Source organism: Paenibacillus sp. MER 180, from assembly GCF_023713665.1.
In the GTDB taxonomy this organism is placed as follows: Bacteria; Bacillota; Bacilli; order Paenibacillales; family Paenibacillaceae; genus Paenibacillus_B; species Paenibacillus_B suaedae.
Map to the genome: position 1 here is coordinate 1 of NZ_JAMAVT010000008.1, position 26,792 is coordinate 26,792.

Annotated in this window: 19 protein-coding genes and 2 pseudogenes; 9 read left to right on the plus strand and 12 right to left on the minus strand. The window is 45.2% G+C overall.

What is annotated here, in order from left to right:
* Together M3661_RS14615 and M3661_RS14620 are read left to right on the plus strand one after the other, a co-directional pair.
* A pseudogene (locus tag M3661_RS14615) lies at positions 1-3,317 on the plus strand (hypothetical protein); the annotation flags it as partial.
* A 149-nt stretch (positions 3,318-3,466) separates the two neighbouring features.
* Positions 3,467-4,566: pseudogene (locus tag M3661_RS14620) on the plus strand (glycosyltransferase family 2 protein).
* 120 nt (positions 4,567-4,686) lie between these two features.
* Here the strand turns inward: M3661_RS14620 and M3661_RS14625 are convergent.
* From M3661_RS14625 to secA2, 4 genes are all read right to left on the minus strand, one after another.
* On the minus strand, positions 4,687-5,163 hold the full coding sequence (locus M3661_RS14625) for a GNAT family N-acetyltransferase (protein WP_251486257.1): 477 nt from the start codon (positions 5,161-5,163) through the stop codon (positions 4,687-4,689).
* A gap of 145 nt (positions 5,164-5,308) precedes the next feature.
* A complete protein-coding gene (locus tag M3661_RS14630; protein WP_065294218.1) occupies positions 5,309-5,731 on the minus strand; it encodes a hypothetical protein in 423 nt (140 codons plus the stop codon).
* 74 nt (positions 5,732-5,805) lie between these two features.
* The gene (locus M3661_RS14635) at positions 5,806-6,312 is read right to left on the minus strand and encodes a hypothetical protein (protein WP_065294219.1); all 507 of its coding nucleotides are present in this window, start codon (positions 6,310-6,312) and stop codon (positions 5,806-5,808) included.
* Between the two features lie 204 nt (positions 6,313-6,516).
* Positions 6,517-8,799 (minus strand): accessory Sec system translocase SecA2, encoded by a 2,283-nt coding sequence (secA2, locus tag M3661_RS14640; protein WP_251486259.1) that lies wholly within the window; start codon positions 8,797-8,799, stop codon positions 6,517-6,519.
* A gap of 867 nt (positions 8,800-9,666) precedes the next feature.
* Between secA2 and M3661_RS14645 the strand changes: the two genes are divergently transcribed.
* From M3661_RS14645 to M3661_RS14655, 3 genes are all read left to right on the plus strand, one after another.
* The gene (locus M3661_RS14645) at positions 9,667-9,831 is read left to right on the plus strand and encodes a hypothetical protein (protein ID WP_175400648.1); all 165 of its coding nucleotides are present in this window, start codon (positions 9,667-9,669) and stop codon (positions 9,829-9,831) included.
* Positions 9,832-10,262: 431 nt separating this feature from the next.
* Entirely contained in the window at positions 10,263-11,420 is a 1,158-nt protein-coding gene (wecB, locus tag M3661_RS14650) for a non-hydrolyzing UDP-N-acetylglucosamine 2-epimerase (protein WP_285853043.1), read from the plus strand.
* Between the two features lie 426 nt (positions 11,421-11,846).
* Complete coding sequence (locus tag M3661_RS14655) at positions 11,847-13,100, plus strand: MFS transporter (protein ID WP_251486261.1); 1,254 nt, start codon at positions 11,847-11,849, stop codon at positions 13,098-13,100.
* A 310-nt stretch (positions 13,101-13,410) separates the two neighbouring features.
* Here M3661_RS14655 and M3661_RS14660 read toward each other — a convergent pair whose 3' ends face one another.
* A complete protein-coding gene (locus tag M3661_RS14660) occupies positions 13,411-13,752 on the minus strand; it encodes a cupin domain-containing protein (RefSeq protein ID WP_251486264.1) in 342 nt (113 codons plus the stop codon).
* Between the two features lie 317 nt (positions 13,753-14,069).
* Between M3661_RS14660 and M3661_RS14665 the strand changes: the two genes are divergently transcribed.
* Positions 14,070-14,450, plus strand: coding sequence for a VOC family protein (locus tag M3661_RS14665; RefSeq protein ID WP_251486268.1), 381 nt, complete (start codon positions 14,070-14,072; stop codon positions 14,448-14,450).
* A 157-nt stretch (positions 14,451-14,607) separates the two neighbouring features.
* The gene (locus M3661_RS14670) at positions 14,608-15,828 is read left to right on the plus strand and encodes a GNAT family N-acetyltransferase (protein WP_251486271.1); all 1,221 of its coding nucleotides are present in this window, start codon (positions 14,608-14,610) and stop codon (positions 15,826-15,828) included.
* Positions 15,829-15,931: 103 nt separating this feature from the next.
* Here the strand turns inward: M3661_RS14670 and M3661_RS14675 are convergent, their stop codons facing one another.
* From M3661_RS14675 to M3661_RS14690, 4 genes are all read right to left on the minus strand, one after another.
* A complete protein-coding gene (locus tag M3661_RS14675) occupies positions 15,932-16,864 on the minus strand; it encodes a phosphotransferase family protein (protein ID WP_251486274.1) in 933 nt (310 codons plus the stop codon).
* 28 nt (positions 16,865-16,892) lie between these two features.
* Positions 16,893-17,573 carry a YdeI/OmpD-associated family protein gene (locus M3661_RS14680; protein WP_251486278.1) on the minus strand — a complete coding sequence of 227 codons (681 nt, stop codon included), beginning with the start codon at positions 17,571-17,573 and terminating at the stop codon, positions 16,893-16,895.
* 111 nt (positions 17,574-17,684) lie between these two features.
* Positions 17,685-19,202 carry a serine hydrolase domain-containing protein gene (locus M3661_RS14685; protein ID WP_251486282.1) on the minus strand — a complete coding sequence of 506 codons (1,518 nt, stop codon included), beginning with the start codon at positions 19,200-19,202 and terminating at the stop codon, positions 17,685-17,687.
* Positions 19,199-19,798: a DUF2087 domain-containing protein gene (locus M3661_RS14690; RefSeq protein ID WP_251486285.1), complete on the minus strand. Its 600-nt coding sequence runs from the start codon at positions 19,796-19,798 to the stop codon at positions 19,199-19,201. Before M3661_RS14690 ends, M3661_RS14685 begins: the two co-directional genes overlap by 4 nt.
* A gap of 228 nt (positions 19,799-20,026) precedes the next feature.
* On the opposite strand from M3661_RS14690, the gene M3661_RS14695 reads away from it, so the two are divergent.
* The gene (locus tag M3661_RS14695; RefSeq protein WP_251486288.1) at positions 20,027-20,947 is read left to right on the plus strand and encodes a GNAT family N-acetyltransferase; all 921 of its coding nucleotides are present in this window, start codon (positions 20,027-20,029) and stop codon (positions 20,945-20,947) included.
* A 101-nt stretch (positions 20,948-21,048) separates the two neighbouring features.
* On the opposite strand, the gene M3661_RS14700 is transcribed toward M3661_RS14695, so the two are convergent.
* Together M3661_RS14700 and gnpA are read right to left on the minus strand one after the other, a co-directional pair.
* Positions 21,049-21,792, minus strand: coding sequence for an alpha/beta fold hydrolase (locus M3661_RS14700; protein WP_397376523.1), 744 nt, complete (start codon positions 21,790-21,792; stop codon positions 21,049-21,051).
* A gap of 252 nt (positions 21,793-22,044) precedes the next feature.
* On the minus strand, positions 22,045-24,216 hold the full coding sequence (gnpA, locus tag M3661_RS14705; protein ID WP_251486292.1) for a 1,3-beta-galactosyl-N-acetylhexosamine phosphorylase: 2,172 nt from the start codon (positions 24,214-24,216) through the stop codon (positions 22,045-22,047).
* 311 nt (positions 24,217-24,527) lie between these two features.
* Here gnpA and M3661_RS14710 point away from each other — a divergent pair, with 311 nt between their 5' ends.
* Positions 24,528-25,244: an alpha/beta hydrolase gene (locus tag M3661_RS14710; RefSeq protein ID WP_251486295.1), complete on the plus strand. Its 717-nt coding sequence runs from the start codon at positions 24,528-24,530 to the stop codon at positions 25,242-25,244.
* A gap of 337 nt (positions 25,245-25,581) precedes the next feature.
* Here the strand turns inward: M3661_RS14710 and M3661_RS14715 are convergent, their stop codons facing one another.
* Positions 25,582-26,787: a hypothetical protein gene (locus M3661_RS14715; protein WP_251486298.1), complete on the minus strand. Its 1,206-nt coding sequence runs from the start codon at positions 26,785-26,787 to the stop codon at positions 25,582-25,584.
* Between the last annotated feature and the right edge of the window lie 5 nt (positions 26,788-26,792).

Consider the following 26,792-nt stretch of genomic DNA (forward strand, 5'->3'; position numbering starts at 1 on the left):
GCGTTACTGGCGCTACTGGTGTTACTGGTGCTACTGGCGCTACCGGCGCTACTGGTGCTACTGGTGCTACTGGCGCTACCGGCGCTACTGGCGTTACTGGCGCGACTGGCGCGACTGGCTTTACTGGTGCTACCGGCGTTACTGGTGCTACTGGCGCTACGGGGGCTACTGGCGCTACGGGAGCTACTGGTGTTACCGGCGTTACTGGCGTTACTGGCGTTACTGGCGTTACTGGCGCGACTGGCGTTACTGGCGCTACCGGCGTTACTGGCGCTACCGGCGCTACCGGTGCTACCGGCGCTACCGGCGTTACGGGCGTTACTGGTGCTACGGGCGACACTGGCGCTACCGGCGCTACAGGTGCTACCGGAGCAACTGGTGCCACTGGCGCGACTGGCGTTACTGGCGCTACGGGCGTTACCGGCGCTACCGGCGCTACCGGCGCTACCGGCGCTACCGGCGCTACCGGCGCTACCGGCGTTACGGGTGTTACTGGCGTTACTGGTGCTACGGGCGACACTGGCGCTACCGGCGTTACGGGAGCTACCGGCGATACTGGGGCAACTGGTGCCACTGGCGCTACTGGCGTTACTGGCGCTACCGGCGTTACGGGCGTTACTGGCGCTACGGGCGTTACCGGCGCTACCGGCGTTACGGGCGTTACTGGCGTTACTGGCGTTACTGGCGTTACTGGCGTTACTGGTGCTACGGGCGACACTGGCGCTACCGGCGTTACGGGAGCTACCGGCGATACTGGGGCGACTGGCGTTACTGGTGCCACTGGCGTTACTGGTGCTACTGGCGTTACTGGTGCTACTGGCGCTACTGGTGTTACTGGCTCGACTGGGGCGACCGGTGCGACTGGAGCTACTGGCGTTACTGGTGCGACTGGTGCGACTGGTGCGACTGGTGTTACTGGCTCTACCGGCTCTACTGGTGCTACTGGCTCTACTGGTGCTACTGGCGCGACTGGCGTTACTGGTGCTACCGGCGTTACTGGTGCTACCGGCGTTACTGGCGCTACTGGTGCCACTGGCATTACTGGTGCCACTGGCGTTACTGGTGCGACTGGAATTACTGGGGCTACCGGCGTCACTGGAGCTACCGGTGCTACGGGCGACACGGGCGCTACCGGCGCTACTGGTGTTACTGGGGCGACTGGCGTTACTGGTGCTACCGGCGCTACTGGAGCTACAGGCACTACAGGCACTACTGGCGCTACTGGCGCTACTGGCGACACTGGCGACACTGGCTCTACTGGTGCTACTGGTGTTACTGGTGTTACTGGAGTTACTGGCGCTACCGGCGTTACTGGCTCTACTGGTGCTACTGGCGTTACTGGGGCGACTGGCGCTACTGGCGACACTGGCTCTACTGGTGCTACTGGCGCTACCGGTGATACTGGCACTACAGGCTCTACTGGTGTTACGGGTACTACTGGCGTTACTGGGGCGACTGGCGCTACTGGCGTTACTGGTGCCACTGGCGCTACCGGCGTTACTGGTACGACTGGCTCTACTGGTGCTACCGGTGTTACTGGGGCTACTGGCGTTACTGGTGTTACTGGTGTTACTGGTGTTACTGGCTCCACCGGCTCTACTGGCGTTACCGGTGCTACTGGTGCTACGGGCGACACCGGCGCTACTGGCGCAACCGGGGCGACTGGCGTGACTGGCGCTACGGGCGTGACTGGCATGACTGGCGCCACTGGCGCTACTGGCGCTACTGGTGCGACTGGCGCTACTGGTGTTACTGGCGTTACGGGTGCTACGGGCGTTACTGGCTCTACCGGCTCTACTGGCGTTACCGGTGCTACTGGTGCTACGGGCGACACCGGCGCTACTGGCGCTACCGGGGCGACTGGCGTGACTGGTGTTACTGGCGTGACTGGTGCTACTGGCTCTACTGGTGCTACCGGCGCGACTGGCGTTACTGGCGTTACTGGCGCTACTGGCGTTACTGGTGCTACCGGCGTTACTGGTACTACTGGCGTTACCGGTGCTACTGGCTCGACTGGGACTACGGGTGCCACTGGCGTTACTGGGTCTACTGGTGTTACTGGTACTACTGGCGTTACCGGTGCTACTGGCTCGACTGGGACTACGGGTGCCACTGGCGTTACTGGGTCTACTGGTGTTACTGGCGCTACTGGCGCTACCGGCGCTACCGGCGACACTGGCGCTACTGGCGCTACTGGCGCGACTGGCTTTACTGGTGCTACCGGCGTTACTGGTGCTACTGGCGCTACTGGGGCTACTGGCGCTACGGGAGCTACTGGTGTTACCGGCGTTACTGGCTCTACCGGTGCCACTGGCGTTACTGGTACGACTGGTTCTACTGGTGTTACAGGCGTTACTGGCTCGACTGGCGTTACGGGCGTTACGGGCGCGACTGGCGTTACGGGCGTTACGGGCGCGACTGGCGTTACCGGAGACACTGGGGCTGGCTCGACTGGCGTGACTGGTATTACTGGCGCTACCGGCGTTACTGGCACTACCGGTGCCACTGGCGTTACTGGCGTTACTGGTGCTACTGGGGCGACTGGTGCTACTGGGACGACTGGGACGACTGGCGCTACGGGCGCTACTGGTTCTACCGGTGCCACTGGTGCCACTGGTGCCACCGGCCCTACTGGTGCTACCGGCGCTACTGGTGTTACTGGTGTTACCGGCGCTACTGGCGTTACCGGCGTTACTGGTACTACTGGCGTTACTGGTACTACTGGCGTTACTGGTACTACTGGCGTTACTGGTACTACTGGCGTTACCGGTGCTACGGGGGCTACTGGTGTAACTGGTGTTACTGGAGCCACGGGCGCTACGGGGGCTACCGGCGACACTGGAGCTACGGGGGTTACAGGGGCTACGGGAACCGGAGCGACTGGGGCTACCGGAGCTACAGGAACAAGTACCACTGCAACTTCTGCATTCGCTGCGAATACAACTGGTGCAACAATCGCCGTTATCCTTGGAGGAACACTCGTACCACTTCCAAGTGCTCAAAATATTGGCCCAGGTATCACTATCAACGGAACAAACGACACATTCACTGTCTCCACTGCCGGTAGATATTATATAACCTACCAAGTCAATTTAACTGCCGGTCTACTTCTCGGCTCGCGTCTAATTATTAACGGCGCTGCGAATGTCGCCTCAACCATAACGCCAGTGCTTACGCTATCCAGCTTTAACAGTGATGTCATCGTAACTTTGGCTGCAAATTCAACAATTTCCCTGCAATTGTTTGGACTCCTTGGGACAGCTACATTAATTAATAATGGTGCCGGCGCAGCGGTAACAATCATTCGACTCAGCTAAAAGCATATATTTATAATCCTCGTTGATAGCCGTGTGAATAGCTTCTATTCACACGGCTATCGTTTTCATTTGTAAGGTCAATTTCAGCGCAACGGAAATATATATTTACTAGTAAGCACCCACAACCTTGTTCGGATGGAGGGATCAACTTGCCAAGCATAAGCCTGTGCATGATTGTCAAAAACGAGGAAGATACGTTGGCACGTTGTCTGTCGCTGATTTTGTAGATGAAATAATCATCGTAGATACAGGCTCCACCGATCGAACCAAAGAAATCGCTCGTCCATTCACAAGCGGTATTTATGAATTCGTATGGATAGATAATTTTGCAGCGGCACGCAATTATGCATTCAGTCAAGCTACAATGGAGTATATCCTCTGGCTCGACGCTGACGATTTTTTACGTGAAAGAGACAGAAGTAAATTAGCTGAGTTGAAAGACACTCTCGATCCCAGCGTGGATTCCGTCACCATGGAATACCATCTTGCACACGATGAATATGGCAATGTTACAGTGAAGAATCGACGTAATCGGCTCGTCAAGCGATGCAACTCATTTCGCTGGATCGGCAGGGTTCACGAGTATCTAGAGGTGTGGGGACATATTATCAACAGCGATGTTGCCGTAACCCATGCCAGCATGCATCATGACAGGAATCGGAATATCGCCATTTATGAAAATGCGCTGCAGGCTGGCGAAGCTTTTTTACCGAGGGATTTGTACTATTACGCAAATGAACTGCAAGATCATGCACGTTATGAGGAAGCCATTCAATATTACGAACAATTTCTTGAAACTGGCCAAGGGTGGATCGAGGATAATTTGTCTGCTTGCGGAAAGATGGCTGACTGCCATCATGCACTTGGAAACGAGCAGCTCGAGTTAGAGAGTGCGATTCGCTCCCTTCAATATGCAGCTCCACGAGCAGAAATTTGCTGTCGCCTCGGATTTTACTTTATGCAGAAGAGTGAATGGCAGAGCTCCATCTTTTGGTACAAAACAGCCACTGCCCTCAATCCATCTGACGATGTTCTCGGTTTATCGAATACAGCATGCTCTACATGGCTCCCCCACTTGCAATTATGTGTGTGCTATGATCGCATCGGAGAACATCAATTGGCTTCAGCGCATAACGAATTAGCCGCTCAATATCGCCCAGAAGACGAACGAGTGCTGCACAATCGAGTGTATTTCGAGTCCATCTTATCCGCATCAGACACTCCGATTACAAGTGATGCAGCTCATTAATTCATATGTTCTAGATCCCCATCTGCTTGGCTGCTGCACAAATTCAGATACATATCTTCAATACGTGATTTCATGCAGCAGCAAGTACGAGGTTTAATCTTATTTATGTAAGATACTTCACTAACTACCGATGGATAATTTGAACTTTTGACGCGATCCCCCTTCAGGGCCATTCGGAACCGTCTCATCCTGAGGCACAAATCCAAATTTCTGATACAGTCTTCTTGCTGGCTGTCCATCTGGAATATCTTCACCGAACGTAGTAACGAATACTTCCGCAGGAGGCTTTACCAAGCTTAAAATATGTTCAAGTATTGCCGAACCCACTCCTTGTTGTCTGGCATGTGATGACACCGATAGCCAATGGATTTTATAAATCGGGGCATTCGATGAGGAGAAGAGTATCCCGCCTAGCAGCGGTGCACCAGGATCTCCGTCTTTCTCTCTTATGCAAAACGCCCTTGCCATCTCGATACTCTTCTCAACAGCTTCCACAAAATGAGGATCGTCCACCATTGGACCGAATAAATATTCCACCTCTGCAGCCAATTGCAGCCACTGTTCAAGGTCTTCACGTGCAGCTCTTGTGACTTTCATAATGTGTACCTCCTAATCTGCTGTACTCCAGTTGTTTTGCATCACTTCGATTATTTAGAATTGCGTAGCATGCTAATCAGTTTTTTTATCACGTATACAAGAAGAATGATTAGAATGCTAGAAAAGTATACAAAATACGCGAGTATTAGTAACCTAATAAAGGTATGCCTTCGTTATCATCTGTACTAAGAATAAGATATTCAATTGGGACAAACTCCTTTTTCCCTTTATCTAAAATGTATTCATAGTTTGAGCAAGGAAATTTATTGATACTTATCACTTTCTTTCCATAATAACCTGATACTGATGGTATTAGCTTGGATGAAGTCGTTGCGCCCCATAAACTATCCACCCCCCCTATAATCGAAAAAGGCTGCAAAATGTTCGCTCTTACTACGATCTCTTCTACATCCTCATGGCAAGTGTCTCTATACAATTTATGAAGTGCGGTTTCTATTTTACCCAACGTGTCATAGTGTTGTAGGATCTTCACGAAAAGAGGTAGAGTAAGAAGGACAAAAATAACGATGTACGCGATAACTACTTTGTTTCGAATCCACCTGTTCAAGAAATTTCCCCCTCCGTAAGAAACAAAAGTGTCCTGCTATTGTAGTTCAGACAGAAAAAACGTAAAACTCAAGCTTAAGCTTCTTTTTTACCTATACGCTTCCTTCGAATATACGAATGTAGGATATACACCGTTAATACGGTGAAGTAAAAAAGATAAACAATGAAATATAAGAACATTACCTCAAAACTAATCCCTGCTTTATCATTTGAATCCAAAAATAATAGATCTACTGGAATAAATCTTTCTGTTTCTCTATCGAGCACAAAGTTTTTTCTCGAACACGGAAAATCACTGATGCTGATTACTTCATTTCCATGATGCCCTGTCAATTCCGGGATTTTCACGGAAGACATCACTGCATGCCAATTATGTCCAGTATTCCAGAACCCGAATTCGTGGATCAATTTTGTTTCAACTTCGATGTTATCGACATCCCCACCGCAATAATCAATGAATAGTTGATGCAATGCCTTTTCAATCATTTTACTTGCTGCGTAATCTTGGTAGAGCCATTTCAATACAGGTAAACTAATGACAATAAATAAAACTAGAAATTTTATTGCTCGCCTTCTCGTCAATGTAATATCCTCCACCAAAACAGATTAAAATTGTACACCTGTGTGCCTCATCCGATAACTATTTCGCGGTATTCCCTTTTGACTCTTACTGTACAATTCCTTTTTTTCAAAAGCAGAGAACTCCCTCCTATCATTTACGATCAATTCCGGCGAAAACAGATATCCTTGATGGGATATGCTTTCGCCGGAAAATGTACCGCTATATTATAGTAGTTGAACCCGATTCGGGAAAAATTGATCCGTTATCGTATATGTCCACGTTGCAGAGGGAATCTTTAATTCCTCTTCATTGAAATGAAGCTCGCTGCTGCCCGAATCAATGTTGGAAAAATGATCGAGCACTCTCTGCACCATAACCCCATCAATCTGCTCAAATGCTGCAATCACGAGTCGGTTGTACTCATCCAACGGATTGTTATTGCCGAGGCTCTCCAAATGAATGCCTTCCTTCACATAAGCGACATACGCCAAATGGTCAGCCCAGCATTGATCCATGATTGCCAGAAGCACTTGTCTCTCAACTGCATGGACAGTTGACGTTCCGAATTGTTCACACAGCTGCCTGTAACGCTCTGGTGCATAATCAGCAATAATGTTAGGCCGTTGTCTCCCATACAGGATTTCATTGCGTCGATTGAAAAAGATCATTCGCTGCTGCTCCAATAAATCTGCGTATTTGTTCAACGTCTTCTTCATATCCAGATGCTGTCCATCCACAACTCGCTGTACATGCTCAATCAACTGCAAGATTCGGGAATCATTCAAGGGCTCGTCCTGCCTGCGAGCAAGGAGATCATGCGGCAGTACCTCAGCAAGGCCATAGCGAATGAATAGATCATCCTCCAAGCTAATCATGTAACGTGAAGTTCCTGGATCCCCCTGACGTCCCGCTCTCCCTCTTAGTTGATTATCAATTCTCGCATTCTCATGTACATTCGTTCCAATTACATAAAGGCCGCCCAGACTCGCCACCTTCTTATAGTCTTCCAAGCTTCCGCCGCCTAGGACGATATCTACTCCCCTGCCTGCCATATTCGTGGACACCGTAACTGCCCCAAGCATTCCTGCCTTGGAGATAAGCGCAGCTTCTTCCCAGTCGTTGTATGCATTCAGAACTTGACAGGTCACTCCAGCCCTACGCAGTGCTTCTGCATATTCATTCGACTCCTCGACGCTGGACGTTCCGATCAGGATGGGGCTCCCTGTCTGATGGACAGCCCTAACTTGATCCACAATGGCTTGCTGCTTCGCAGCTCGATGGGTAAATACCATATGCGGCTCATCTACTCTTCGACTGGTCTTGTTGGGCGGAATGGAGATCACTTGGAACCCGTACATGTCCATGAACTCCTGAGCAGCCAACTGTGCCGTAGCCGTCATGCCGCATTTCTTTGGATACAAATGAAGCAGATGCTGTAGCGTAATGGTGCCTAGTATCTGACCATTCGCTTGTATGTCCAATCCTTCCTTCGCTTCTACCGCTGCCTGCAGCCCATCCGGCCAATGCCTGTGCTGTGCGATTCGACCCGTACATTCATCAATGAGCTGGACTCGCCCATCCCTCACAATATAATGAACATTTCTCTTCAAGAGCGCCTCAGCATGCAGCGCGCATTGCAGCATGGTCAGTACGTTTATATTGTGATCCTCGTATAAATTGCCGCAACCAAGTGTGGCTTCGACTTTATCGATGCCATAGTCTGTAGCGTATACATTGCGAAACTCCTTGTCTGTCTCATAATCTACTCCAGAGATGAGCTGCTTAACAATGCCTGCATAAGACACCGCCTCCCGCTTCGAAACTCCCCTCTCACCCGCAATGACTAATGGAACTCTCGCCTCATCAAGCAGAATTGAGTCAGCTTCATCAACTAGTGCAGCATGAAATGGGCGCTGGACGAGTTGCTCTGTCTCCCGAGCCAGCGAATCCTTCAAGTAGTCATAACCTGCCTGCTTGGCTGTCAAATACGTAATGTCAGCAGCGTAGGCCCGCTTTCTATCCTCAGTACTGCATCCCTCCGTAATACAGCCAACTGTCACACCCAAATATTCATAAATTGGTCTAGTCCATTCTGCGTCCCTGTTGGCCAAATAATCATTGAATGTAAGAACATGTACCCCGCGTCCTGACAAAGCTTGCAAAAAGGCAGGGAGAACGGCGGCTAACGTTTTACCCTCACCAGTCTGCATTTCAATGATGCAGCCTTCATGTAAAGCCATGCCCGCGAGCCATTGCACCTCATATAATCGGATTCCCTTCACTCTCCACACGGCCTCATCAACCAGCGCTGCTACCTCTATGACATCACGATCCGATGCGGCTCCTTCTTGAATCCTTCTTTTCATCGTTTTTGCACGCTGCAAGATTTCCGAATCACTCCATGCATGTGCATGAAGCTTCCTCATTTCTCTCACTTGCTCCAAGTAGGGCATCAGCTTTCGATTGCGATATTTCTCGCTCCATCTCTCAAACCATTTACTTGTCATTCTCGTACAGTCCTCCTTACATTGAGCGTTTCTATCCGCACAAAAGGAGGTGTGTGTCAGGATCCTTCCAAAGGTGGTAACGAACAAGAATCAACTGATTTCGAATACGAACAAATTCATATCCCTGTACAAGATGATTAGAGAGTGGCCGGTCATCGCCTTGTTGCTCTACAGTGACATGTACCTTGCCTAGATATAGGAAGTTCTCCATAAAGAGAAACACACAGTCCTGTAACCGTTCGAAGTCGAGATCACCTGCTAGCAGGTGTTGAAACACGACATATATTCGAATGAGATAGTCGATTTCTTGAGCCTGATTAACTTGGTTCATCATCTAACCTCGACTTACATCCATATTTTACCTTGTAAAGAGTGTATCTATTTCTCTCTCCCCCGTCAAAGAGAAGTTGAGTTCTTGCGGGAACATGCTCTATTGGGATGCAATCTGTAGCAATCCGCGGAACCCCAGGTTTGACGAGCTTTTTGCCAATGGACTTCCGTTCTGAAAGGCTGAATTCCGTACGTTTCTGTTGATGCTTTACATCAATTTCACGTCAATGTTTTGAATACTTGAACTCATCGCTTGCCAGCGATGCGCTTTCCCGCCCTTGGGTATTATAAAAATTAAAAATTGACCCAAATGAGAACAGGTTTTCGGCAATAGCCAGTCCTACTGCAGAAATACACCCAATTACCCCTAAAGTCTCTACTTTTGAAGTATTATAGAATTTATCTCCATCTGTAATATACATATCGCCTGTGTAAGCACTCAGCCATTCGGCAGTTGTTTGGGGTCCTTGTTCAATTACTTCATCAGGTATAGCTTCAATTAGGTATAGGGTTTTTTCGCCGGGAGGAGGGGTTAATTTGAATAAAAAAAATATCTTTTTGGGGTTAGTGGTTCTAGTTATTGCTATTATTGGTTTTATTATTTCTCGGACACAAGTTGGAACATTCCAAGTGATCTTTAATATTTTTGCAATTCTAGTAATTATCCTGATTTCTCTTCTGTTTTTTAGAAAAAAATCTTAAAGCTGACGTGAATATAAGTAACGTATTTTTGACTCCACGTGCTTTACCAAGCGTTTCAAGAGGCGTACAACAAGCGAAAAAACCACCGAGACTAAGTTGGGCCCTTAATCGTGGCTTTTCGCTGAAAAGTAGAATATGCTCGCCGTGGTTGCCCACTGGCTCTTTTGTTAAAGGAGCTACGATCTTGCAGGATCGTAGTCTCTTTTTTATTGACATTTCATTCGTTTGACTTGAAGTTGACCAACCCTCAATAATCGCTTGTCCTATAAATGAAGACATATCACTTGCACGCCACCTTTTCTCCACAGGTACAGGATTTCCAATGTCCGTTTCATTCCTATATAGGGAAGCATACTCCTTACATATGACTTCCATTTCGGCCCATGGTAATATGAGGAATAGATTGAATTGCTTAAGAGGGGGACTTTCCATTGGAGACAAAGAAAAAAATCATGGTCATCTTCGGAACGAGACCGGAAGCGACGAAGATGTGCCCAGTCGTTCAACAGTTGAAGCAGCATTCCGATTGGTTCGATACCAAGGTTGTCGTCACGGGACAGCATCGAGAGCAGCTCTATCAGGCACTCTCTCATTTCTCATTGACACCGGATGTTGACTTAAGCTTAATGAAGGAAAATCAATCGCTAGCCTACTTCACCTCTGCTGCAATCGCAGGGCTGGATAATATCATTTCAGAAGATAGACCGGATATGATTCTTGTTCATGGCGACACGCAGACAGCGATGTGCGGCGGACTAGCGGCCTTCTTTCACAAAATCCCTGTCGGGCATGTAGAAGCAGGCTTGCGTTCCCACAACAAATACTCTCCGTGGCCAGAGGAAGTTAATCGCAGAATCGTAGATGTCGTAACCGATCTGCTGTTCGCGCCTACCTCAGTTGGGAAGGACAATTTACTTCGTGAAGGGTACGATGCTGGGCATATTTATATAACGGGGCAAACGGCTGTAGATGCTGCGCTGCAGACATACCAAGAGGATTATACGTTCCATGAAGCTTCATTAAATGAGCTGATTCACCACCGCGGGAGACTGATTACGGTTACTGCTCATCGCCGGGAGAACTATGGGGAACCGATGCAGCACATATTCCAAGCGATTCGTCGTCTTGTAGACGAACATCCTGATACGGCTGTCATTTATCCTGTCCATATGAGCCCAGTCGTGCGGGATGCAGCACATACTCTACTGTCTGGTCATGAACGGATTCACTTGCTGAACACATTGGAGTATCCAGATATGATAAATTTGCTCGCCCGCTCTTATCTTATTATGAGTGATTCCGGTGGTCTGCAAGAGGAGACAACGGTATTCAACAAGCCGCTCGTGCTGATGCGAGATACAACGGAACGGCCTGAAGCCGTGGCCGCCAATATGGTTGCACTGGCTGGAACAGAGGAAGACATGATTTTCAACATTGCCAACCGACTGCTTGCGAATGAGCAGGCGTACCAAGACATGACCAAGTCAAGCAATCCGTTTGGCGATGGACAAGCTTCCAAACGGATCGTGGACATCATTGCGCATCACTTCGGCTTTGCGTCGGAACTCCCAGCTCCATTCGAATGCTAGAGAACGAAGCATGATCTAACTGTTCCGAATTTATCGTGCCCCAAAGATAAGACATAGAATACCATCCAAGTTGTAGTCTTATAAAAAAGATTGATCATTAAAAACAAAGTACGCTTATTTAAAATAAAGATTGATCATTTATAATAAAGTTTGATTAAAATCCTGTTTTTACAGGATTTTTTTCTTTAACTATAGGGGCATTTAGTGCAAGAGCAGTGCTTAACTTATGTTCACAATGGCCGTTTTGTTGAATAAGAGAGGAAAATATAACTCCAAATTTATAGTATTATCGTTTCTAAGGAATATTCTATGTACTAATATATCCATGAAGTTTTGCAAGGAGGATATACTATGAGTCTAGTAGATTGATTAATCAGATTTTAAATAAGAGGAAGGTAGTAAATCAATTTTAAGAGGTGTTCAAAAGTGAATAATTTAATGATTAATGCTGATTTTGGGAAGTTATGGTTTCATAATATATCTAAAATCCTAAGTGAACGTTTTCGCGAACTAATCATGCCTATTATCATATTGGGTCTGTCTGGATCACCATTAATGACTTCATTAGTGCTTTTATTTCAGAGAATTAGTTCCGTGTTTTTTTCTATTCCAATAGGTACTTGGATTGAGAAAAAGAACCTAGTTTTAATTTCTTCGATCTGTAATTTCATATATGCTATATTATTGTTTCTACTGGCATATTTAATAACAATCGACATAACGAGCCTTTTTGTTATTGGGCCAATATTATTTTTCATGGGTTTAGTGGAATTGGTGTTAAATATTGCCTTTTCAGCTATGGTACCTAAAATTGTTGGGAGGCAACGTTTATTAAGTGCTAATAATTCATTAGAAGCCGCTGATGCGATTGTAACCTTAATTGGTCCAGCCTTAGGTGGAATTATACTTGCGAAATATGGCCCGAACATTTCCTTAACTATTTGCGGTAGTTTATTACTTGTTTCAATGTTATTTATTTCACTTATAAAATACCGAAATGTACGTAAGGAAACGGATGATAAGCCCATGAAGGGAAAACAGAAACTGAAGAGTTTCATTCGGGATTCCCAAGAAGGTGTAAAGTACCTCTATGCTAATGGAGCTCAAATTGTATCGACTATTTCAGCTTTGGTTCTCGGATTTTCAACCAGTTTTATTGTGCTTAGTGTTACCATTCATTCTAAATATACTCTCCATTTTTCAGAAGAGTATATTGGAATACTATTATCTTGTGCTGGTATAGGTAATGTCGTTGGCGTACTTATAATGAACAAATTTAAAAATGCAAACTGGTTATATCTTCTCAGTACTTTAATGATTATATCTTCATTTGGTATTTTATTATTGATATCAAATTCATTTATCACCATGTGTTTCGGAATGATAATCTTTGATGGGGCACTTTCTATGGCATTTGTTGTTCAGATAACTGTTCAACAGGGGATTACTCCAGACTATTTGATCGCCAGGGTTCGAAGTTCCATATACGTTTTTGGTGGAATTGCAGCAATGATAGCGACTATACTATCTGGTTTGATTTCTGAATGGAACTCTACGGCAGCATTGGCATTTGGATCATTGGTTTTATTAGTCAATGGCTTGTTTATTTTTAAATATAAAAAGCAAGGAGTAGCAATGGATAAAATCAGTCCAATTCATGCTACATCCAAAAGTAGCTGAATGATGGAAAGACTTATTCCGGGCGCAGACGACAAAAGGGTTTAGGGATAAGACCATTCAGAAAGCAAAAAACCGCTAATATCCATATTTGGTTTCTCTGTTTTTGATAATAACCAATTATGGGGAAAGTTTGTGAATATATAAACTTAAACGATCGGGTGCTTTAGTTAAATAAGAAATGACCAAACTATATTATGAAAATTTATATTTAATCAAATAATAAACCGTTATTTTGATCAATCTCTTTTCAAAATAACGGTTTTTTGATCTCGGGGCACGAATCCACCAATTGCTTCATCCAACGCTTTGATCAAATATTTTGGGCATAGCGCTCACTCGGCATTTTCGTCAACACGACATATAGACAGGAAACGGCATCTGTTCCGCTGCAGTAAGAGAAGCTCTCGTCACCACTAATATGAAGGATGTCACCTTCGGCAACTCCTGTCTCCACCCCATCACTATTCACGATCCCGTTTCCATCCAGAACTAGAATATTGACGGTTGCGCCCGGATGACGATGTGTCGGCAATTCGGCTCCCGGACTGAAGTTCAGTACGAATATCACATTTTCCTCATCCTTATGAATAATTCGTTTCGTAAATTTGTTCTCTACATATTCTTGATACTCGGTCACGTGATTTTTCTGCATGAGCTCTCACTCTCCTGGATTTTAGTTGTAGTTCCTTCTTACCCCATTCCACACAAAGCCAATCCTTCAACTATCACGAAAGTATACATTTATCTCATGGCTTCCCTTTTGACTCTTTAGACTTCATCCCCACGTACTTCTATTATATTGAACTTGTTTACATACTTTGTGATTCCAATCACATTCAGGAATAGCCAAATATATCGACCCTCGATAGATGGGCTGCTCACTTACTCACCTCCGCTTGCATTCATTGCCTAAAAATTGTACGATCGATAAGAATTCAATCACAAAACGTTAGAATTGGAGAATGATCCATGATCAATCAAATCGGACAAGTTATGCTGTATGTCAATGATCAAGACCAAGCGGTGCAATTCTGGACAGAAAAAGTCGGATTCATTGTCGTGTCGGAAGATAACAACGGGCATGGAATGAAGTGGATTGAAATTGCTCCTGCACAAGGCGCACAGACATCCTTCGTGCTCCACAATAAGCAGCTTATTGCCGAAATGCAGCCAGAACTCAACCTAGGGACTCCTTCGATCATGCTATTCTCCGACAATCTCGATGCATTGTATGAAGATTTCAAGAACAAAGGCATTACAGTTGGTGATGTAGTAACAATGCCTGGTGCCAGAGTATTCAACTTTGCTGACGATGAGAATAACTACTTTGCCGTTATGGAACAAAAGTAAGCGATTTGTCGCAGAATGCAGCGCCATCACATCTTGTGGTGGCGTTTATTGTTTGTCAGTGCAGACTCCAGAGTGCACACCATTGCATGATTGAAGCATGAGAAATTAGTGTAAGATAAGATAAGGTGATTCATCCATTAAAAGGAGGTTCTCATTCATGAGCCGCCAAGAGCTGCAAGAGAGACTGAAAATGAGGGACGTTGAAATTCGTCACGGTGAGCAATTCAACGATTTACTTCGTTATGTATTCCAAGTGACCAACCATGATCTGCAGGCGCTTGGATGGGAAAATCGAGAAATTGCGCAGGCGAAGCTGCCCGTACTGAGACAGGCCGATGTATTAGGATGGTTCGATGGCGACAAGCTCATATCTCAGCTAGCCGTGTATCCATTCCAAGTGAATATTTTCGGGCAAATCTATGAAATGGGTGGAGTAACAGGTGTCGGAACCTATCCAGAATATGCCAATCTTGGCTTAATGAATAAATTAATGCGTCAAGCGCTGACGAACATGCGCAAGCGCAAGCAATCCGTGTCCTACTTATATCCTTATTCCATCCCGTATTATCGCCGCAAAGGCTGGGAAATCATCTCCGATAAGATCTCGTTCGAAGTGAAGGATACACAGCTTCCGAAGCTCAAGACGGTTCCTGGAAATTGCGAACGCGTCACCATTGAGCATCCTGATGTACGTGAAGTCTATCATCGCTTCGCCCTGCTGACACACGGCGCTATGCTGCGCAACGATCTGGCGTGGGAAGAATACCTGCGATGGGATCTCGATGATATGACTGTCGCGGTATACTATGACAGCAACCATGAACCGACAGGTTACTTGCTCTATTGGATCGCCGAGGAAGTGTTCTATATGAAAGAGATGGTGTATGTCAATCAAGAAGCGCGGAACGGGTTATGGAACTTTATTAGCGCGCATTTCTCCATGATAACCAGTGTGAAGGGACATATTTACACAGATGAGCCGCTTGCGTTCCTGCTCGAGGACAGCGATATTAAAGAAACGATCGCACCTTACTATATGGCACGAATCGTGGATATCGGATTGTTCCTAGAGCAGTATCCGTTCCAGCCGCAAGAAGCTGTATGCAGCTTCACCTTCGTACTTCACGACCCGATGCTGGAATGGAATCAAGGAGTATTTACATTAACCGTAGATGAGCAGGGCAACGGGCATCTTGTCAAAGGTGGGAATCAGCGGGATGCCGAATTTGATATTCAAACCTTGACCACGATGCTTATGGGATACAAGCGTCCATCCTACTTAGCGAAAATCGGTCGATTCCAAGCCAACGAGGCCACCATCGACCTGCTGGAGAAGCTCATTATTCGGCAGATCCCTTACTTCTCTGACTATTTCTAAATATACGAAGAAGAGAGCACATCCGGCTCCCCTACGGGTTCGGTGCGCTCTCTTTTGTTTATTGCTCATCTTTAATGCACATCTTTGATTGTCATTGACACCATCACATTGGCAAATGCGCCTGCAGCATTCTCTTCACTTCGTAAATATCCGTTAAGGCGTGTGCATCCTGATCCGAATATTTCTCACAAATCATTTTTACGAATACAAACCCGAATTCATGCAGCAATGTGGCCAGAAACAGCTTATCGATGAACGCCGCGCGGCCGCATCCTATCTCTCTCCTAAACAATTGAATCAGATCAGCATCAAAATCAAACAAGGAGAACAGGATTGGCGGGTACTCATACTCGGCGGGGGCTATTGTACTGTCTGCAAAGTCGATAATGAATAATTGGCCTTCATCATCCACCATCACATTTTCCGCTGTAATATCTCCATGTACGTATACGGGTTGGGATATCGGGCTTTCTGTCACGATTTCAGCAATTTGTGCCCGGATAGACTCTGAAAAGAAGTTCCATCTCGTATTGCGTACAACCCTTTGCTTTATTGCACTTGCATCAACATGCTCCGAAGGCAACGTATTCAGCTTGTCCAAATTAGCAAGCAGCTGCTTGACGAACGCTTCCTTCTGGGGTAGTGTCCAGCCAGTAAGCACCTTCCCCGCTTCCTGTCCTTGTATAAAGTCCATGATGATGTATCGGAACAAATACTTATCTTGAATATAGGACGCTGCGATCACATTCGGTGCGTGGATGCCCTGCTGGATAGCGCGCTCCATTGCACTTAATTCTGCTTGATAATCCGCATCTGTATTCGCTCCGGATTCCTTGGGTGCAAAGATTTTAATCACATAGCTGCCGGCACGAAATACCGCATTTGTACCCGGCGTCAACTGGAATATGTGCTCTGCCCCGCTCAGGTTTTCTTTTCGGTAGATGACTTCGATGAGCTGACGAAAATCCTCAATCGATTGATACACCGCTCCCCATGAATCCCAGTTGTGGATCTCTTTTGCAAAAGCGTGACTCATTGTCTCTCCCCCACAAACACAAGATGCACTACTTATCCCGTCTGCGATACAAATCAAAAGATTTATATCCTTCGGCCAAGATCGCCTTCATCTCTTCAAGCCTTTTGTCCTGTGTTTCCTTCCGCTTAGCACTGTACACATAACGCGCCCAGTCCTTTTGATATCCCGGTGTGAGGCTGTTGTAAAACTCCAGTTCCGCACTGCCTGCTAAATATGCCTGAATATCTGCAACATGCTCAACATAATCATCAACGCATTGGCTCTTTTTAGGAGATGCTGATTTGGCTGCTTTTTTGGCTTCGGACTTCAAGCCGATTACGGTAAAGACGTCATCCAAGCTGACCATCCGTGCGAATTTAAGTTCACTGCTTCCTACATAGCCCTCCTCATTAACGAATCCGATGCTGAAGAAGCTGTCGCGTTCAATATATTGCTCGTATTTAGGATTGTTTTTCTTCGGATAAGCGGTAAATAGATATCCCTTGCTGTTCAGCAACTGCTTATCGATAACCATTTGTACCAGCTCTGTAAATTGCTCTAGCGAGTAGATGAAGGCAAAAATAAGATCATAGCTGTCCCGCTTGATCGCAGTGTCATAATCCAACCCATCGAAGTCCGACATATCGTCAGGTTTGTTTAAGATTAATTTCATCGGGTATTTGTTCAAATTTAATTTATCAATGATGCTCTTCTTGGAGTTCTGGTTCATATCGTGTCATTTCCTTCCCTTATCGTGCTGTCCATAATTATACGCAATCACATCCATGATGCAAACGTTATGCCATCCGTATCTCAAGCCACACACTACGCATACTACAAGCTACAAGCTTTCCTTGTAACCAACAGCTATGAAGTTGGACAAATGAAAAGACACATTGATAGCAAACTCCAAGTCGATCGACTGCGGATGGAACTTCATGATATAGGTCACCACGTAAGGCGTTTCGATATAAAATAGCTTGGCCTGCAGGGTACATTCGTTCACCCACGATGCATACACAACGACTTCCTGCAGGGACATGGATAGATCTTTGTAAAATACAGCCTTCGTACGCATCGGCTGCGCTGCGTTTATAGGCAAAGCAATATCCCGCTCATCTCCATATAGCAAATGAAGCTGCACCGTCTCACTCTGAGCATCGAAGCGAATTTGCTTCAATCCACTAGCATTCGGTTGCATGACATACACATGCTGATGCAGTTCCGGCAGTTCCAGCATTTGTTGTACATGCTTTCCCCCTACTGTTTGCCGCGCTTTTCTATGTAACGGAACCATCCAAGCCCAAGGCTCAACGGGAGGCAACTGACTGGAATGATCAATACTTAATGGATGACCCTCTTGCTGCACGCCTTCATGCGGATACTCCCGAGAATCACCACTGCTGTCAACTTCGTCAAGGAGATGTTCATAAATGAGATTCAGAAGTGTCTGCAGCATATCCATGGTCGGATAGCTAGCCGTCGCAGCAATGACAATCCCATCCTTCGGAGAGACGAAGCATAACTGACCGAATGCCCCGTCTGCTCGGAAGCAGCCGTCTCGACAGCGATGGAACTGATAGCCATAGCCCTGAGCCCAATCGATTCGATTGGTTCCTTTGCGATTATCGCTTTGCTCGCTTGTCGCCATCTGGATATATTGTTCTGACACGATGCGCTCTCCCTTGAACATGCCCTTGTTCAGCAGCATCTGACCGAATGCCGCTACGTCGCTCGTCGTTAGACTCAGCCCCATCCCCCCAGCAGTAACTCCCATCGGGCAGGTTTCCCATACAGGTCTAGCGATGCCTAACGGCTCGAATAATCGAGGCATGAGAAAGTCGACAAGATTCTGTTCCGTTACCCGCTCCAATATGGCAGACAGCATATAGGTCGAATGTGTACTATATTGAAATTGGGTACCCGGCTCATCATCCACCTCTTGCGCTAGAAATGCCTTGACCCAGTCCTGTTCCTTAGCCACAACAGGGTAAATATCGCCCTTATGACCTGCTGTCATAGATAGCAGATGATGGATCGTCATCGCGGATAGTTTGTCGGATACTCGCTCTGGCAGCCGCTCGGGAAAGAATGAAATGACCGGATCGTCCAGACGAATGAGTCCCATGTCCCATGCAATACCAACCGCAATGGAGGTCACACTTTTGCTTACGGAATACAACAGTTGCGGGCAATCCTTGCGATACGGCTCGCGCCAGAACTCTGCAATCGTAGAACCATGGTGACACACGATCAAACTATGAACCGGCAATTCGCATTGCTCGATTTGATTGAAAAATTGCTGGATACTCGCGGATTTCCCACGGTATCTAGCAGAACAATCGCTTCTCGTACTCAAGCAAGATTCACCCACTTTGCCCACATTTCCTGCGAGTTCAGCTCGTAAATCTCCTTTTCTCGGAATAAAAATTGATGCATAATGAACTCCCGGCGGATCGTTGCGAAATCCTCATGGTAGGCCTTAATGTATTCGTTGATTTCCTTCTCGCTATATCTGCGTCCCGACTCCAGATTAGTCACCATATGCTCCAGGATGATAAGCTTCTTCTTCAACTGCGACGGGATATTTTTGAGCTTGCCCTCTTTCGAGAAGAAATTGCGAATCACCGAATCCCTCAAACGCTGCTGCTCCTCATTCAACATCCCTATACCTCCATCAGCTCCGCGGTATATAAGATTGATAGCCGCAGCAGCATTATTCTTTAGAAAATAATCATTTAATGAAAAATAAATCGTATTCTTCTCTCTTCGTTCGTTGATAAGGCTCGCTTCGCGAAGCTTGGCCGCATGATGAGTAATCGTGGCAGGAGTAACCGACAGCTTCTCCGCTAACACCTGACCATTCCGTTCACCTTCCGCAAGCAGGATGAGCATCTTGACACGTGTTGGATCCGCCAACGCCTTATGATAAGCAACCACCTTGTCTAACTGCATACAGGCATTCACTCCTCCTCAGATTATGTAAGTAATGTTGCAGTATCCGTAGAGCATGCACGAATTAAACAATAATCAAATTAGATAATCATTAAATTAGATGGAATATAAAATAGATGATACACAATCGAGGAATATATTGTCAACCCAGTTTTTGTATACTATAGTGGAAAAGGAGCAGAACAACCTGCCAGCACAAAAATTACTACTTACAGAGAGAGGTATCGAATGGAGCATACTACGACTGAATTGCAGATTCGTCATTTCCAGCAAGAGGACATGCCATTATTAGGGGAGTTATATCAATCCGTTACGTCGCGTCCGAACGCGATATTTTGGTGGGTTGGTGAAGAAGCGAATTGGAGCAACGTCTATTGTGCCTTTGAGCATGGCAAGATGGTTGCCAAGGGGCAAGTCGGCATCATTAATATTGTACCGCCCGGTCGCGCTCAAGAGAACAAGCATGCCATTTACGTTAATATCAAAGCGATCCCAGAACGTGAGCATGACTATGTATTACTTGCCCGCATTTATGAGCTGCTGTACGCAAGAGCCGTTGAATTGAAGGCAACACTTCCTGCCGAATACGGAACGAGACTCTGTGTTGGTAATGATTCAACTGAAGAGGTGAACAGTCAATTCTTCCTGCAGCGTGGTTTCCGTCATCTGATTAGTCTATATCGTATGAAAAGAATGATAGAAGCACCTATCCCAGAATTGCAATTGCCTGAAGGTTATCAATTTTCTCATTGGAATTTGGATACGGATGAAGAAGCTCATGCCTATCTGGATATCGACACAGAAATTTGGCCAGATAATCCGCTTGGATTGGAAAGACTTAATGAATACAGGCAGTATCCGCTCTGGAATTCAATGGTTGTCCGCCAAGGGGATACCGTCGTCGCCGGTCTATTGACGTGGAAAGAAGACGATTATGCCCAAATCGAAAATGTATTCGTTCGCGAGCAATGGCGTGGACAGGGCCTTGCGAAGTTCCTGCTTGCTCAAGCGCTCCAATATGCGAAGTCTCATGGCATACCACGTGCGAACCTTGAGGTATTAACCGATAATCGAACAGCATTGCAATTGTATGAGTCGCTCGGATTTGAGCAGAAAGCAGAAGAAATTCGATATTGCATAGAGTTGTGATATTGGGGTCGCATTCTGTGCCATTTTTATAATTTATGTACATAAAAATCCCCGTAGAGTGGCTCGTCCATACCCATTCTACGGGGATTTGAGAGAATTGCTTAACTTCTACTCTCCTCTAGCATATTCATGATTTCCTCTACTACGATCTCAGGTTCATCATGATGAATGTAATGTCCGCTCTGATTGGCTATTCGAATCCTGCTTGTCGTCGACAATCGCCGAAACTCGGATTGCAGCTTTTGTTCCACTTCTAATATTTCCATGTGAGGCCAACCTTCATGGTATTCATCGGGCAACCCTCTTATGATAATAGAGAGTGGAATGTCAAATAGTTGTACACGTTCGGCAATTTGCCCATAGCTTCGTATCTTGTCGATTCGCTCACTATTCTGCAATGGGTTCATCAGATATTCCCTATTTTCTGCAATCCGTTCTTTCGGAAGCACCTTTTCGTATGCCAACTCTTTGTATTCAGGGGCTGCATCTACCAGCACGAGTCCACATATGTCTTGCGGATAAAGGCCAGCATATAATCTAGCAACTAAGCCGCCGAAGGAATGCCCCACCAATACATATGGAGGTTCTACGTTAAGCACTTGCAGCAATTCGGAAAGTTCTTCGACTAAACAACGACATGTTCGCGTTCCTGATGCGGATTGGCTTCTGCCAATACCTGCTCTGTCATAAGAAAAGGTCGACGCTGCTTCTGATATTCGGTTCTGCACGATCTCCCATGTCTCACTGCTATCACCTAATCCGGCGATAAAAATGACGCTCGGCGTGCTGTTTCGCGAATATTTACTATATAACTTTACATTGTCGCATATATGATAGGCTTCCATATATCTATCGCGCTCTTCACTCCTACCTTCCATCATGTCCATCCCTTTCTTTCGATGAATTCGCATTTTCAAAATTATAGACTTCATAAAAATATTACAGAATCAAACGATCTGATTATTAATGGAGTGGCTGTAATGAATGTAGCAATAGGTGATGATGATGTCAGCCAAAAACAGGATTAGGCTGGAACAATTATCTCACTAATTGCCCAACCTAATCTAATTGTTATTCAATTGTAATACAACGTAAACTTACATTTCAAACCAACGCAATTCGCCGCCCTTGAGCTCCAATTCGAAGCTCTTGCCATTCGCGTACACAGTCGTGTTGCGCGGCTCTGCCGTGTTATTGACAACGCAATACGTACCTGTTTCTGGGTAGACATGGATTTCCGTATGGGCATCCGAACTAAACCAATTGTGCAATTCGTGATCCTTGCTGCATGACCATAATATTGCACGATGCAGCAAGCGGGCGTTCTCCGCACTATACGGCAGTCCACCGATATAGACAGATCGACCGCCGAAGTAGTTATTGACTGCAAACTGCACTTCTTTATCCTTGCAAGCTAAAATATCAGCGCTCGTTGCGTATACATTTTTCTTGCCTTCACCGAAGTTAATGTCACCATTCATATCGGCGGTAATAAAGTGAGACGGCTTTTCGTCCCAATTATATTTATCGTAGCCGAGGGTAAAGCCGCGCTCCAGCTCTACGCCAAGAGCATCGCCCAGCTGGAAGAAACGACCTTGATGTTGAACCGCAGAAGGTTCACCTACCCCGATAAAGCCGCCTCCGCCAGCAATAAATGCACGGATTTGCTCAACAATATACGGGTCTTTCCAGTTGTCACCGCCGGTATGCGCGGTGTCAGCGTCACCGACATTAATAATGACATCGATATCTTTTAGCAGCTGCGGCTGCTCACGAATGTCGTCAAAGCTAATGAACGATACATCAAAAGGAGCTCCGCTCAAAATCTCAATAATGCCCGCGTAGCTGTAGTTTTGTTTCTGGTACAGCGCATGATGCACCATATGGCAGCCCCAAGAGCGCATTTTCCCCCAGCAGTTCAGTACAGCAACTTTAGCTAAGCACATCGGCTTCGTGCGTGCCTTCTCATATAAATCGCGGAATTCATCGGCAACTTCTGTTACATAATCCACAAAGTCTGGGAAGTCCAGCGCCAGCTTCAAGTATCCGCCATAGCCAATGCGATCTACAGGCTTACGCAAAATAGCTCGTCTTGCCGTTAACCAGTTCTCTTGAGCTTCTGCCGTTGGATTTCCGCCAGGATGGAACGTATCCGGGAAGAAGTATGGCAGGAAGCGCCCTTCTGTATATTTCACTCCAGGAATGTCGCTAATTAGACGCAGTGTTGAACCATTGCCGACGCTGCCGACGACTGCATCCAGCCCGATGGTTTTAAACTCATCCATATAAGGCTCAGTACCAATAAAGTGGTCCCCTAAGAACATCATCGCTTCGCGACCTTCTTCGTGGGTAATATCAACGAGCTCTTTAGCTAGCCCCGCCACTTCGCGCCGTTGGAAGGCCATAAAGTCCAAGTATTGTTGGGACGGAATCCGATACTGGTTGTTGTAGTACCCTTCGTCAATAATATATTCCGGACGGAACTTATAGCCAACTTCACGCTCGAACTGTTCGAGAATATAAGGGCTGACGCTAGCGGAATAGCCGTACCAGTCCACATATTTCTCCCGACGCAGTTCATCGAAGATAAGCGTGAACTGATGGAAGAACGTCGTGAACCGTACTACATTTACATAAGGCTTGTCCCGCAAAAATTCACGAAGTCTGCCTTTGGAGTATTCCCGTGTCTTAGGCTGACGTACGTCAAACGTAATTTGTCGTTCGAAATCCTTCCAATCATTAACGACAGCATTGTACATATGAACAGGATCCCAAATCAGATAGGTTAAGAAGCTCACGCTATACTCATGATAAGGTATCGTATTATTAATAATTACACAGCCGCTAGCTTCATCATAGCGCCAGTGATTCGTAGGTACGACCTCGCCAGTGGTACGATCGATAACTTCCCACCAACGGTAAATATCATCGCGGTTGTTGACTTGCAATAAGTCTTCGCTAATCCCTTCTAATAAACGAATGGAAAGTTCAGCGCCTGTGGCAGGAACAAATTTCGTTGAAATATAGCATTGCTGCACTTCGTCAGGGTTTGCTTTCGCCCAATTGTTGTCTTTACGGGTTGTATAGTAAGTAGCGTATACTTTCGCTCCACATTCAGCTAGCTCTTGCGGAAAAGTGGTGCCGTCTGCATCGCGCACAGCATCAGCGCCCCACAACTCCATCGTTTTCAGCGTTTCACCTACGACATCAAGGTCGGTAGGGATGGTGAGGCGCCCTCTGCCTTGTTTGTTCTGGTTCTGCTCGACCATTTGAAATACGCTCCTTCCAAATAACTGATTGTTGATTCCATCATACTCAGCGAGAAGGAGAGACCCAAGGACGGATTATGACCTTCCACGGGTAAAATTTTGACCTTTGCTTAAAAAAATGGCTACGTTTAAATAGATGTTGAAAATTAATATATTAATAGAAAACACATAGTATAATTAAGCCATATATATAGGTTTGGAGGTATTATATGGAAAATGTATTCCTTTGACTTCATTCAAAACTAATTAGTTTAATGGTGTTGCAACTAAATAAATCAGCAATGATTTAATATCATGGAGGATAAATTATAATGATAAAAAATAATTTGAAAATAGAAAATATTCCAGCGATTTTGTGGGGTGACAAATCAGATAAGTTATTTGTGGTGGTGCATGGTAACATGTCAAACAAGGCAGATGACTCGATTATTGTATTTGCAGAAGAAGCAACAGCAGCAGGTTATCAAGTACTTAGTTTTGATTTACCTCAACATGGTGATCGTAAGGATGAACCTTATCTTTGCAACGTTCAGAACTGTGTTCAAGACCTCAATACAATTATGACCTATGCAAAATCGTTATCAAATCATATAAGCCTTTTTGCTTGTAGCATGGGAGCGTATTTTAGTCTATTAGCATATAGCCATGAGCCGTTGAAGCAGTGCTTGTTTCTCTCTCCTGTGGTAAATATGGAACGTATTATAAATAATATGATGACTTGGTTTAACGTAAGTGAGAGTAGATTAAAAATAGAGAAAGAAATTGCTACACCTATTGGACAAACTCTCTACTGGGACTACTACTGTTATGTGAAAGAACATCCTATTGTTGCTTGGAATATTCCAACTTCCATTCTCTATGGTTCAGAGGATAACGTATGTGAGTTTGACGTTGTATCTGAATTTAATAAACGTTTTAACTGTAATTTGCAAGTAATGGAGAATGGAGAACACTATTTCCATACTGAGGAACAGTTGCAGGTTTTCAGACAATGGCTGAAAAAACATATATACGAATCAATTTCATAATGTTTGAACCTAGAAAACTGTAGACTACTGATCCTTCTTCTAATGCGAGCTTTGATATATGTTGGCTCACCTCTTCCAAGGCTCGTGTCGAATATATGGCATAGGAGTTCACCTCGGTTCATTTCTCTTTTGGTTGGTTTAGTCGCTTAAACTATTCGAGATTTGGGGAGGTACTCCTTTTTCCATGTCGGATAGGTAACCGTCCGTACCCGATAATTCTTAAGTTTCCACATCATTTTTGTATTCTAGTTTTCAACTAAAAGGCCGAGCTAATTGACTATTAGAAGTCATTAGCTCGGCCTTTGTTGCCTTTTTATATCTCTTTATCTCTATTTTTCTATTCTAACTGGCCGAGATCGATAAAATTCAAATCCATGTTAGCTTCATCTTCGGCCTGATTTGCAGCCTCTGTTGATACTGCTTTTCCTTCGTATTCAAGGTTACCGCTTTTCAAATTGAATACATATAGACGATTACCTTTAAAATTCTTATGACCCACAATATAGAGATAGTCTTGTTTAAAATCATAGGTAATGTTTTCACTTAAATCTATATTTGTATTCTTCAGAGTAGTCTCATATTCTTTACTCACGAGATCGTAAGAAATAACAGTGAATCCTATATTTTTCTTACTCGATGCAGCTTTTTGCAGGAAATAAATTTTCTGTCCATAGGCATACATAATATTATTATTCAATAACATTTCATGCCCTTTGAACGTGAGCGGCGAGATTTGTCCTGTTTTAACATCCACTTGATATGCCTTTTTATGATTATCTTTACTAACACTTAAAATCCATTGATCCGTGTGATCCAAATTTTGATTAGCTAACCTTACGATTTGATTATCCCCATTTGCTGCTACAGATTTAGCTCCTAGTAATGCGAGCGGCTCATTCGTAATCTCCTTTGTTGCTAGATTAACACGGATAATCTGCGGTTCAGATACATAACCTTTGGCACTGTGATTCAAAGACACAATTGCAACAAGCTGTTGATCAACAAGCTGTACATTTTCTACAAAGATATCTGAAACATCATGATCTACATTGATATCGGATCTGATTTCCTGTGTATTGTCCTTCTGCTTGTTAAGCACAGAAATACTGACCTCTGCATTCTTCTTCGCTGATGGATCATTGGATTGCTGCTTATCTATGGTCCAATTCACATAAGCAAGTATGTCCTGATTTTCATAGAACCCAGCTAAGTTGTTCTTCCCACGCATGAACTGACGATGCTGATCCACCCATTTATCCAATTGCGTTTTCACTGGTCTTCGGTTTAAGCTTTGGCTTATCGTTAAATTTTCATGTGGATAATCTGTACCATTTGTAGTGATATAAGCTCGTTCGATGCCAAAAACACTATCCTTACTCATGTAATTTCCGTATAAAGCTATACCTTCAACGAGAGAAGCATCCCCTTGAACCATCGTCAGCTTATAATTAGGTGGTGTCTTTTGTGAAGCTTGTACATAATACGTCCCGATTGTAATAACCGCGAACACTACAAGAATGGCGTTAACCATATATTTTCTCATACCTT

Bases quoted from the DNA above. Each gene is read 5' to 3' on its own strand.
- M3661_RS14660 (WP_251486264.1), bottom strand. From the start codon at position 13,752: ATGCAGAAAAATCACGTGACCGAGTATCAAGAATATGTAGAGAACAAA.
- M3661_RS14700 (WP_397376523.1), bottom strand. From the start codon at position 21,792: ATGGAAGCCTATCATATATGCGACAATGTAAAGTTATATAGTAAATAT.
- secA2 (WP_251486259.1), bottom strand. From the start codon at position 8,799: ATGACAAGTAAATGGTTTGAGAGATGGAGCGAGAAATATCGCAATCGA.
- M3661_RS14680 (WP_251486278.1), bottom strand. From the start codon at position 17,573: ATGAACCAGAACTCCAAGAAGAGCATCATTGATAAATTAAATTTGAAC.
- gnpA (WP_251486292.1), bottom strand. From the start codon at position 24,216: ATGGTCGAGCAGAACCAGAACAAACAAGGCAGAGGGCGCCTCACCATC.
- M3661_RS14690 (WP_251486285.1), bottom strand. From the start codon at position 19,798: ATGCAGTTAGACAAGGTGGTTGCTTATCATAAGGCGTTGGCGGATCCA.
- M3661_RS14715 (WP_251486298.1), bottom strand. From the start codon at position 26,787: ATGAGAAAATATATGGTTAACGCCATTCTTGTAGTGTTCGCGGTTATT.
- M3661_RS14670 (WP_251486271.1), top strand. From the start codon at position 14,608: ATGAGCCGCCAAGAGCTGCAAGAGAGACTGAAAATGAGGGACGTTGAA.
- M3661_RS14665 (WP_251486268.1), top strand. From the start codon at position 14,070: ATGATCAATCAAATCGGACAAGTTATGCTGTATGTCAATGATCAAGAC.
- M3661_RS14675 (WP_251486274.1), bottom strand. From the start codon at position 16,864: ATGAGTCACGCTTTTGCAAAAGAGATCCACAACTGGGATTCATGGGGA.
- M3661_RS14695 (WP_251486288.1), top strand. From the start codon at position 20,027: ATGGAGCATACTACGACTGAATTGCAGATTCGTCATTTCCAGCAAGAG.
- M3661_RS14625 (WP_251486257.1), bottom strand. From the start codon at position 5,163: ATGAAAGTCACAAGAGCTGCACGTGAAGACCTTGAACAGTGGCTGCAA.
- M3661_RS14710 (WP_251486295.1), top strand. From the start codon at position 24,528: ATGATAAAAAATAATTTGAAAATAGAAAATATTCCAGCGATTTTGTGG.